At 67.3% G+C, this 8,608-nt stretch carries 8 protein-coding genes; 4 read left to right on the forward strand and 4 right to left on the reverse strand.

The window, feature by feature from the left end:
* Positions 1–178: 178 nt before the first annotated feature.
* The 3 genes from O0K41_RS21350 to O0K41_RS21360 form a co-directional block, all read right to left on the reverse strand.
* Positions 179–1,744 carry a protein adenylyltransferase SelO gene (locus O0K41_RS21350; RefSeq protein WP_149500939.1) on the reverse strand — a complete coding sequence of 522 codons (1,566 nt, stop codon included), beginning with the start codon at positions 1,742–1,744 and terminating at the stop codon, positions 179–181.
* 32 nt (positions 1,745–1,776) lie between these two features.
* Complete coding sequence (locus O0K41_RS21355; protein WP_149500938.1) at positions 1,777–2,466, reverse strand: glutathione S-transferase; 690 nt, start codon at positions 2,464–2,466, stop codon at positions 1,777–1,779.
* A 183-nt stretch (positions 2,467–2,649) separates the two neighbouring features.
* Positions 2,650–2,859 carry a cold-shock protein gene (locus O0K41_RS21360; protein ID WP_004153307.1) on the reverse strand — a complete coding sequence of 70 codons (210 nt, stop codon included), beginning with the start codon at positions 2,857–2,859 and terminating at the stop codon, positions 2,650–2,652.
* A gap of 301 nt (positions 2,860–3,160) precedes the next feature.
* Between O0K41_RS21360 and O0K41_RS21365 the strand changes: the two genes are divergently transcribed.
* A complete protein-coding gene (locus O0K41_RS21365) occupies positions 3,161–3,649 on the forward strand; it encodes a YaiI/YqxD family protein (protein WP_059034065.1) in 489 nt (162 codons plus the stop codon).
* 6 nt (positions 3,650–3,655) lie between these two features.
* On the opposite strand, the gene O0K41_RS21370 is transcribed toward O0K41_RS21365, so the two are convergent.
* Complete coding sequence (locus O0K41_RS21370; protein ID WP_088436122.1) at positions 3,656–4,534, reverse strand: pseudouridine synthase; 879 nt, start codon at positions 4,532–4,534, stop codon at positions 3,656–3,658.
* 125 nt (positions 4,535–4,659) lie between these two features.
* On the opposite strand from O0K41_RS21370, the gene O0K41_RS21375 reads away from it, so the two are divergent.
* The 3 genes from O0K41_RS21375 (at position 4,660) to O0K41_RS21385 (ending at position 8,550) form a co-directional block, all read left to right on the forward strand.
* Positions 4,660–5,208 carry a YaeQ family protein gene (locus O0K41_RS21375; protein ID WP_005409263.1) on the forward strand — a complete coding sequence of 183 codons (549 nt, stop codon included), beginning with the start codon at positions 4,660–4,662 and terminating at the stop codon, positions 5,206–5,208.
* Positions 5,205–6,389 (forward strand): NAD(P)/FAD-dependent oxidoreductase, encoded by a 1,185-nt coding sequence (locus O0K41_RS21380; RefSeq protein WP_049449849.1) that lies wholly within the window; start codon positions 5,205–5,207, stop codon positions 6,387–6,389. Before O0K41_RS21375 ends, O0K41_RS21380 begins: the two co-directional genes overlap by 4 nt.
* A 91-nt stretch (positions 6,390–6,480) precedes the next feature.
* On the forward strand, positions 6,481–8,550 hold the full coding sequence (locus tag O0K41_RS21385) for an EAL domain-containing protein (protein WP_005413024.1): 2,070 nt from the start codon (positions 6,481–6,483) through the stop codon (positions 8,548–8,550).
* Positions 8,551–8,608: the final 58 nt, after the last annotated feature.

The following is an 8,608-nucleotide window of genomic DNA, read 5'->3' on the forward strand; positions in this document are numbered from 1 at the left end:
GCAGGACCGTTGGCGCCATGGATGGCGCCATCGAGCCCCCATGGACGGGTTTACGGCGTGTCCTGCAGCCCCACACCGTCCCGCCAGACCATCAGCAATCCAGAGCCGCTTTGGCTTTGGCCGTTGCTTGCGCGGTGGCCTCTGCAGGTGCAGGGCGCAGCCCTGCCGAAACCCACCCTCAGGAACTGCAGGACAGCATCGAGCAGCCAGCGCGGTTGTCTGCCCACGCCGGGCGCTTGCCGGCGAAGTGTTCCAGCCCCGCACGCTCGGTGTATGGATCGCGCAGCACGTCCTGCAGTGCGTGAACACCGCCGAGGTCACCCTGCTCTGCGCGGTCGATCGCCTCCTGGGCCAGCCAGTTGCGCAGCACATACAGCGGATTGGCTTTGGCCATCTTCGCCGCGCGCTCACTGGCCGAAAGTGGATCGGCCTGCAACCGCGCCGCGTAGTCCTGCAGCCACTGCTGCAACGGCGCCTGCACCGCCTGCTGGCGCGACTCGTCGTAGTACACCGCATCCAGCACGCCCACGCCTGGCGCCGCTGGATCAACCCGCATCAGCGCACGCCAGGCCAGGGTCATATCCATGCCGCCGTCCTGCATCAGCTGCTGCCAGCGCTGGTAGAGCCCCAGGTCGTCATCGTCGGCGGCGGCCAGGCCCAGCTTGGCTGCGGCATCGCGTCGGGTGCAGGCCACGAAGGTGGACTGGTAGGCCGCCAGACCGGCCTGCAGCTGCGCCACATCGGCAAACAACGGCGACAGCGCCTGCGCCAACCGGCTCAGGTTCCAGTACGCCACCTGCGGCTGGGTACCGAAACGATAACGGCGGCCCTGCGCGTCGGTGGTGTTCGGCGTCCAGTCCGGGTCGAAGTCCTCGACCCAGCCGTAAGGACCGTAATCGAGCGTGAGGCCGAGCACGGACAGGTTGTCGGTGTTCATCACGCCATGCACGAAACCGACGCGCATCCAGTGCGCGATCATCTCGGCAGTGCGCACCGCGATCTGCGCGAACCAGTCGCCGTACAGCGCCTCACCCTGCCCTTCGAGCTCCGGAAAGTCGCGGGCGATGCACGCGTCGACCAGCTGCCGCAACAAGGCAGTTTCGCCGCGTGACGCTGGCAGTTCGAATGAACCAAAGCGCAGGAACGAGGGCGATACCCGGCACACGATGGCGCCGGGCTCGGCACGCGGGTGGCCGTCGTAGAACATGTCGCGTACCACGTCTTCGCCGGTGCCGACCAGCGACAGCGCGCGCGTGGTCGGTACGCTCAGGTGATGCATCGCTTCGCTGCACAGGAATTCACGGATGGATGAGCGCAGCACTGCGCGGCCATCAGCACCCCGCGAATACGGCGTGGGACCGGCACCCTTCAGCTGCAGTTCCCAATGACGGCCATCCGGTGCGACCAGTTCGCCCAGCGAGATCGCGCGGCCGTCGCCGAGCTGGCCCGCCCAGTGGCCGAACTGATGGCCACCGTAATTGGCCGCCCACGGCTGCATGCCGGCGTACAGCGCATTGCCGCCGAACACCCGCGCGAAGCCTTCGCTTTCGACTTCAGCGGTATCGAAGCCGAGCATCGCGGCGACGTCCGGCGCCCAAGCCAGCAGCGTAGGCGCCGTCACTGGAGTCGGCATCACCGGCGACCAGGCCGCGCCCAGCACTTCGCGGCGGCGCGGGCCGGATTCGGGGTCGCCCGGCAGGGTGTGCAGCAGGCGGTTGTCGAAACGGGGGCTGTCGGTATCCATGGTGCTGAAGATGGGGATGACCGCCGCCCGCCTCAATTGCCGCTGAGCGCCTGCAGATGACCGCCGTGGGCCTCGGCACGCTGGTAGGCCGGGCGCTCGCCGATACGCTTGAGGAAGCCACGCAGCGCCGGCTTGTCGTCGAGGCCACCGCCGCGCGCGGCGGCCGCCTGGATCGGGAAGCTCATCTGGATGTCGGCCGCACTGAAGCGCTCGCCAGCGAACCACGGGCTTTCGGCCAGACGGCGCTCCATCCAGTCCAGGTGCAGTCGTCGCTGCGGGCCGATGAAGCCGTGCTCGGCCTTGTCGGCAATGCTGCGCGCGATCGGGCGGGCGAAGAACGGCATCGACGCGTTGCGGATGCGGCCCATCACCAGAGTCAGCAGCAGCGGCGGCATCGCCGAACCTTCGGCGTAGTGCAGCCAGTAGCGGTAGGCGATGCGCTCGGCACCATCGGCCGGCATCGGCGACGGCGACAGCTGGCGCTGGGTGTCGTAGCGGTCCGCGAGGTAGTCGAGGATCGCGCCGGACTCGGCCAGTACCAGCTCGCCATCCTGCAGTACCGGCGACTTGCCCAGCGGATGCACGTTGCGCAGTTCCGGCGGTGCCAGCAGCGTCTTCGGGTCACGCGGATAACGGCGCAGTTCGTAGTCCAGCCCCAGCTCCTCCAGCATCCACAGCACACGCAGGGAACGGGAGTTTTCCAGGTGATGGACGATACGCATGGGGGTGATCCTTGGGGAGGAATTTCATCCTACCGCGCAGAGTGCATGCCGCTTGTAGAGTCGAGCTTGCGCGACTGTCGTTGAAATCAGTCGAGCAAGCTCGACTCTACAAAACGGCAGGCAATAAAAAACGCCGGAAGCTTTCGCTTCCGGCGTTCTGGCTACCAAACGGTAGCAGACGGATTAGACCGCCTGCACCTGGTCAGCCTGCATACCCTTCTGACCCTGGACGGCGATGAAGGTAACCTTCTGGCCTTCCTGCAGGGTCTTGAAGCCGGTGCCCTGGATGGCACGGAAGTGCACAAACAGGTCCGGGCCGCTTTCCGGGGTGATGAAGCCGAAGCCCTTGGCGTCGTTGAACCACTTGACGGTGCCGGTCTGACGATCAGACATTTGACTAACTCCTGAAACACATGTTGAAAAAATCGCAGCCACCGGGTATCGGGGCCGAGACTGAGTTGCAGGCGTTGGTAAAGCGGATCGATGAGCGGATCGTGAGATCAACTGCACCAGGCCACGATTCACGGTGACCCTAGCAAACACAGTGGGACGAACGATACGCGTGTTTTCTGCAAAAAGCGATAGCCCGGACGTTCATCGGCTGGCCCCGCCCGCTAGACGTGACAAGGGCTGGCAGCCGATCGAGGCTAACCCCGAGTCCCCATTCAGGATTTTCCTACCCTACACTGGGTAAATGACTGAAGCTGAAACCCAAGCTGAACCCGCCCTCCCCCGTATCTGGGTGGACGCGGACGCCTGCCCCACCGTCATTCGCGACATCCTGTTCCGTGCCGCTGAACGCGTTGGGATCGAGCTGACCTTGGTTGCCAACCAGTGGATCCGGACCCCGCCCTCACGCTGGCTGCGCTCGATCCAGGTGCCCCAGGGCCTGGACGTGGCCGACAGCGCCATCGTCGAACGGGTCGCCGCCGGAGACCTGGTCGTCACCCAGGACATCCCGCTGGCCGCGCTGGTGCTGGAGAAGAAGGCCGTGGCGCTGAACCCGCGCGGCCAGCTGTACACCCCGAACAACATGGCCGAGCGGCTGTCGATGCGCAATTTCATGGAAGAACTGCGCGGCGCCGGGGTGCAGACCGGGGGCCCGCCACCGCTGGGCCCGCGCGACCGGCAGCTGTTCGCGGCCGAGCTGGACCGCTGGCTGGCCCGACGCCCGGCTCGCTGACCCGCGCTAGCCGCCCTGCTCCATTCGGCACAGGCGGCGCTGGCTGCTGAACCGCCGCGGTTCCCCGGTCAGCGGATCATCGAAGGCCAGCACCTGTGCCAGCAGCTGCAGTGCAGGCTCGGCGCTGCCCTCCGGCCGCGACTGCAGCTGCGGGTAAAGGTCGTCGCCCTCGATCGGTGCGCCCAGCGCGGCCATATGCACGCGCAGCTGGTGCTTGCGACCGGTTTCCGGCTTCAGCCGGTAGCGCCAGACCGGCCCTTCGGCCTCGATCGGCTCGATCAGGCTGCGCGCATTGGGCTCGCCCGGCACTTCGGCCATGCGGAAGAACGGCTCCCCCGGCACCAGACGGCTGTCCCGCTGCAACGGAAACGCCAGCCCGGGCAGCGCCGGTGCCAGCGCCTCATAGGTCTTCTCGATGCGCCGCTCGCGGAACAGCCGCTGATAGGCATCGCGCGTGGCCGCCTGGGTCGAGAACAGCACCAGGCCGGCGGTCAGCCGATCCAAGCGGTGCAACGGCGCCAGTTCGGTGTTGCCGGTGCGTGCGACCAGGCGCGACAGCAGGGTTTCGCGCACATACCCACCGGCCGGCGTTACCGGCAGGAAGTGCGGCTTGTCGGCCACCAGCAGGTGCGCATCCAGATGCAGGATGGTCTCGGCGAAGGGAATCACCGGCTCGTCGGCAACCTCGCGGAAGTACTGGATTTCCAGCCCCACCTGCCAGGGCATGTCCGGCGCCAGTGCCCTGCCCTGCGCATCCTGCACACGGCCTCGGGCGAAGCGGTCCTGCCATTGCGCGCGACCGATGCGCGGGAAACGCGCGCACAGGCCATCGAGCAGGCTGGGCCAGTGGCCGGGGGGCAGCTGCAGGTGGCTGGGCAGGGTCATGGCGTCCATTCCGGCCACGGGAAAGAGCGCCAAGAGTGCCACCGTTGACGCTGCGCAGACAGCCCGGCAACGGACACCCTTGGAGCAAACCTCTATCATTGACGTCTTTAGTCCACGGATCCCCCATGGCTCTTACCGCCACCATCCGCAAGGCCGAACTGCAGATCAGCGACATGGATCGCGGCTACTACGCGACCCACAACCTGACCTTGGCCCAGCACCCGTCCGAGACCGACGAACGACTGATGGTGCGCCTGCTCGCCTTCGCGCTGAACGCCGGCGACCGCCTGGAATTCGGCCGCGGCCTGAGTACCGACGATGAGCCGGACCTGTGGGAACACGACTACACCGGCGACATCCTGCAATGGATCGACCTGGGCCATCCCGACGAATCCCGCATCCGCAAGGCCAGCAACCGCAGCCGACAGGTGCAGGTGGTCAATTACGGCGGCAACGCCTCGGAGATCTGGTGGGGCAAGCAGGGCAAGGGCCTGGCGCGCTTCGACAACCTGTCGGTGGTTGACCTCGATGGTGCCTTCGTCGAACTGTGGGGCCAGCAGATCCAGCGCGCGATGCGCTGGAGCGTGCTGATCCAGGACGGTGAAGTGCAGCTGCTCAACGATCAGATGCAGCTCGACGTGGTCCCGAACTGGCGCAAGCGCGCCAAGGCATGAGCACGATCCGTTGCGACGTGGTGGTCATCGGCGCCGGCGCGGCCGGGCTGATGACCGCGATCACGGCTGGCCAGCGCGGCCGCCAGGTGCAGGTGATCGACCATGCCAACAAGGTCGGCAAGAAGATCCTGATGTCCGGCGGTGGCCGCTGCAACTTCACCAACACCGGCACCACCCCGGCCAACTTCCTGTCGGCCAACCCGCACTTCTGCAAATCGGCGCTGGCGCGCTACACGCCCTGGCACTTCATCGAGCTGGTCAGCAAGCACGGCATCGCCTATCACGAAAAGGAGCTGGGCCAGCTGTTCTGCGACATCTCGTCCAAGCAGATCGTGAAGATGCTGGTGGACGAATGCCAGGCGGCCGGCGCGCAGATCCGCACCGGGTGCAGCGTGCAGCGCATCGAGCACGGCAGCGACGGTTTCCGCGTGCACACCACCCATGGCCTGTTCCACAGCGCCTCGCTGGTGGTGGCCACCGGCGGCCTGTCGATTCCGAGCATGGGCGCCACCGGCTTTGGCTACGAGATTGCCCGCCAGTTCGGCCATCAGGTGCTGCCGACCCGCGCCGGGCTGGTGCCGCTGACACTCAGCGGCAAGCACCAGGAACGGCTGGCTGATCTGAGTGGTGTCGCCCTGCCGATCGAGGCGCGCTGCAACGGCAAGAGCTTCCAGAACTTCATGCTGCTGACCCATCGCGGCGTGAGCGGCCCGGCGATCCTGCAGATCTCCTCGTTCTGGCAACCCGGCGATGCGCTGGAGCTGGACCTGCTGCCCGGCCAGGATGCCGGCGAGTGGCTGCGCCAGATGAAGCGCGAGCGCCCGGCCGCCGAGCTGCGCACGGTGCTGGCCGAGGTACTGCCGAAGCGGCTGGCGCAGCGCCTGTGCGAGCACTGGCTGCCCGACCGGCCCGTGCGCCAGCTGGACGAGCCGGTGCTGCGCCAGGCCGCGCAGCTGCTGGGCGCGTTCCCGCTGGTGGCCAGCGGCACCGAGGGCTATCGCACCGCCGAAGTCACCCTGGGCGGCGTGGATACCGCTGAGGTGTCGTCCTCGACGATGGAATCCAAGCGCGTACCCGGCCTGCATTTCGTCGGCGAGGTGCTGGATGTGACCGGCTGGCTGGGCGGCTACAACTTCCAGTGGGCCTGGGCCAGCGGCCACGCGGCCGGTGGCGTGGTGTGAACCAGATCGCCGTTCGATGCGTGCAAGGGGCGCGCGCATGGACGGTTCGCCGCGCATCGTGTATCTAGATTCGCAGATTGGGGAGCAGTGCATGCAGAACGCGAACGACATCACCATCCGCCTGCTGATCGTCGATGACAGCGGCGAGAATGCCGAAGCCATTGTCAGCACGCTGCGCAACAGCGGCATCGCGGTGCGCCCTTGGCGTCCACAGGATGCGGCCGAGCTGTCCCAGGTGCTGTCCAGCCAGGCCATCGACCTGGTGCTGGCGTCCCCCTCGCAGGGCATCCCGCTGCCGCTGGTGGCCCAGCACATCGCCGCCAGCGGCAAGGACATTCCGCTGGTGCTGCTGGCCGATCGCATCGACGAGGACGAGCTGGTGCAGGCCAGCAGCCACGGCATCCGTGCCCTCGCCCTGCGCCAGCGCTCCGAGCATCTGTTGGCCGTGGTCCGCGACCAATGGGTGGACCTGCAGGCCCGTCGCGGCCTGCGCCGCATCGAGGCGCAGATGCGCGAGACCGAGCGCCGCTGCGATGCGCTGATCGCCTCTTCGCGCGATCCCATCGCCTACGTGCACGAAGGCATGCACATCCGTGCCAACGATGCCTACCTGGAAATGTTCGGCTACGAGCAGTTCGACGACATCGAAGGCATCTCGCTGCTGGACATGGTCGCCGCGCAGCATGTGGAAGGCTTCAAGCAGCTGCTGAAGGGCCTGAGCCGTGGCGAGGCGCCGCCGCCGCAGTACCAGCTCGATGCCCGCCACGAGGATGGCAGTACGTTCGCGGCAACCATGGAATTCACCGCTGCCACCTACGAAGGCGAATCCTGCCTGCAGGTGGTGCTTCGCCGCCGCATGGAGTTCGATCCGGAGCTGGCCCGCGAGGTCGAGGACCTGCGCCAGCGCGATCAGGTCACGGGCCTGCTCAACCGCCCGACCTTCATGCTGCAGCTGGAAAGCGCAGTGGCACAGGCCGGGCGCAGCGAAGGCCAGTTCGGCCTGCTGCTGATCGAGCCGGACCACTACGCGCGCCTGCTCCCGGACATCGGCCTGGCCTCGGCCGACGCGCTGATCGGCGCCCTTGCCGGCCTGCTGGCCGAGGTCGTTGGCGAGGACGCGCAGCTGGCCCGCTTCGGCGAACACAATTTCGCCGTGCTGCAGGCCGGGCCCTACGCGCAGACCGTGGCACTGGCCGAGCGCATCCGCGAAGCGTATGCAGCGCATGTGTTCAGCATCGGCGCGCGCTCGGCTACGGTGACGGTCAGCATCGGTGGCGTGCAGGTGGGCGAGAAGATCGCCAGCATCGGCCAGGTGCTCGCACGCGCCAGCGAGTGCACGCATGCCGCCGCCGAACTGGGCAATACCTGCCGCATCTTCGACCCGGCTGCGGCCGACCGCGTCGAGGAAGAACGCGTGCTGCGCTGGGTCACCCGTATCCGTGAAGCACTGGCCGGCGACGGCTTCCAGCTGCACTACCAGCCGGTGCTGAACCTGCAGGGCGAGCCGCTGGAGCTGTACGAGGCCTACCTGCGCCTGGAGCACAACGGCGAACTGCTGAGCCCGACCGCGTTCCTGGGCATCGCCGAGGAGTACGGCCTGCTGGCGGAGATCAACCGCTGGGTGGTTTCGCAGGCCATCGCCGTACTGGGTCAGCGCGCACGCCAGGGCCACGCCACCCAGGTACTGGTGAAGGTGACGCCGGAATCGTTCGACGACCCAGAGATGATCGCCACCCTGCGGCGCGAGCTGCAGGCGCAGGGCGTGCCCGGCGAACGGCTGTGGCTGCATGCGCCGGAAGCGAAGGTGTTCACCCACCTGCGCAGTGCGCAGCAGTTCCTTGCCGAAGTGGCGCCACTGGGCTGCCGCATCGGGCTGGAGCAGTTCGGTTCGGGATTGGACTCGTTCCAGCTGCTCGCCCACTTCCAGCCGCAGTTCCTCAAGCTGGACCGCGGTTTCACCAGCGATCTGGCGGCCACCCGCGAGAACATCGACCGCATCAGCCAGATCACCGCACGCGCGCAGGAGGCCGGCATCCGCACCATCGCCGAGTTCGTCAGCGACGCCAATTCGATGACCCTGCTGTTCAGTGCCGGCGTGGATTACGTGCAGGGCGACTTCGTCGGCCCGGCGCTGCCGGAGATGGGGTTCGAGTTCGGGTGACCGCGGTAGTGCCGGCCGCTGGCCGGCGTCCTTGGTCCCCAGGGTTGCCGGCCAGCGG

This window comes from Stenotrophomonas sp. Sm2128 (assembly GCF_030985535.1).
GTDB lineage: Bacteria > Pseudomonadota > Gammaproteobacteria > Xanthomonadales > Xanthomonadaceae > Stenotrophomonas > Stenotrophomonas maltophilia.

What these genes read in the sequence shown, in the direction of transcription:
- O0K41_RS21350 (WP_149500939.1), bottom strand. Translation starts at nt 1,744, where the DNA reads ATGGATACCGACAGCCCCCGTTTCGACAACCGCCTGCTGCACACCCTG.
- O0K41_RS21355 (WP_149500938.1), bottom strand. Translation starts at nt 2,466, where the DNA reads ATGCGTATCGTCCATCACCTGGAAAACTCCCGTTCCCTGCGTGTGCTG.
- O0K41_RS21360 (WP_004153307.1), bottom strand. Translation starts at nt 2,859, where the DNA reads ATGTCTGATCGTCAGACCGGCACCGTCAAGTGGTTCAACGACGCCAAG.
- O0K41_RS21365 (WP_059034065.1), top strand. Translation starts at nt 3,161, where the DNA reads ATGACTGAAGCTGAAACCCAAGCTGAACCCGCCCTCCCCCGTATCTGG.
- O0K41_RS21370 (WP_088436122.1), bottom strand. Translation starts at nt 4,534, where the DNA reads ATGACCCTGCCCAGCCACCTGCAGCTGCCCCCCGGCCACTGGCCCAGC.
- O0K41_RS21375 (WP_005409263.1), top strand. Translation starts at nt 4,660, where the DNA reads ATGGCTCTTACCGCCACCATCCGCAAGGCCGAACTGCAGATCAGCGAC.
- O0K41_RS21380 (WP_049449849.1), top strand. Translation starts at nt 5,205, where the DNA reads ATGAGCACGATCCGTTGCGACGTGGTGGTCATCGGCGCCGGCGCGGCC.
- O0K41_RS21385 (WP_005413024.1), top strand. Translation starts at nt 6,481, where the DNA reads ATGCAGAACGCGAACGACATCACCATCCGCCTGCTGATCGTCGATGAC.